Origin of the sequence: Liquorilactobacillus aquaticus DSM 21051 (assembly GCF_001436755.1) — a bacterium.
Lineage (GTDB): Bacteria > Bacillota > Bacilli > Lactobacillales > Lactobacillaceae > Liquorilactobacillus > Liquorilactobacillus aquaticus.
The window spans coordinates 1-362 of the sequence record NZ_AYZD01000032.1; the positions used below are offsets into that span (position 1 = coordinate 1).

1 protein-coding gene is annotated in these 362 nt (G+C 43.1%); it reads right to left on the reverse strand.

The features are described from left to right. A partial coding sequence (locus FC19_RS11590; RefSeq protein WP_268872820.1) for a hypothetical protein occupies window positions 1-362 on the reverse strand: 362 nt, incomplete at both ends.

Sequence of the window (362 nt, forward strand, 5' to 3'; positions counted from 1 at the left end):
TCATCAAGTTTGAGCACAAGTGGTTCATTATCAGATAGTGGTTCAACCTCTACAAGTTTGAGTACAAGCGGATCATTGTCGAACAGTGCGTCAACATCCGCAAGCTTAAGTACGAGTGGTTCATTATCAAATAGTGTCTCAACCTCAGGAAGCTTGAGTACGAGTGGTTCGTTATCGAACAGTGCGTCAACCTCAGAAAGTTTGAGTTTGAGTACGAGTGGTTCGTTATCAGATAGTAGTTCAATCTCTGGAAGCTTGAGCACGAGTGGTTCGTTATCAAATAGTGGTTCAACTTCTGCAAGCTTAAGCACAAGTGGCTCGTTATCAGATAGTAGCTCGACTTCATCAAGCTTGAGCACAAG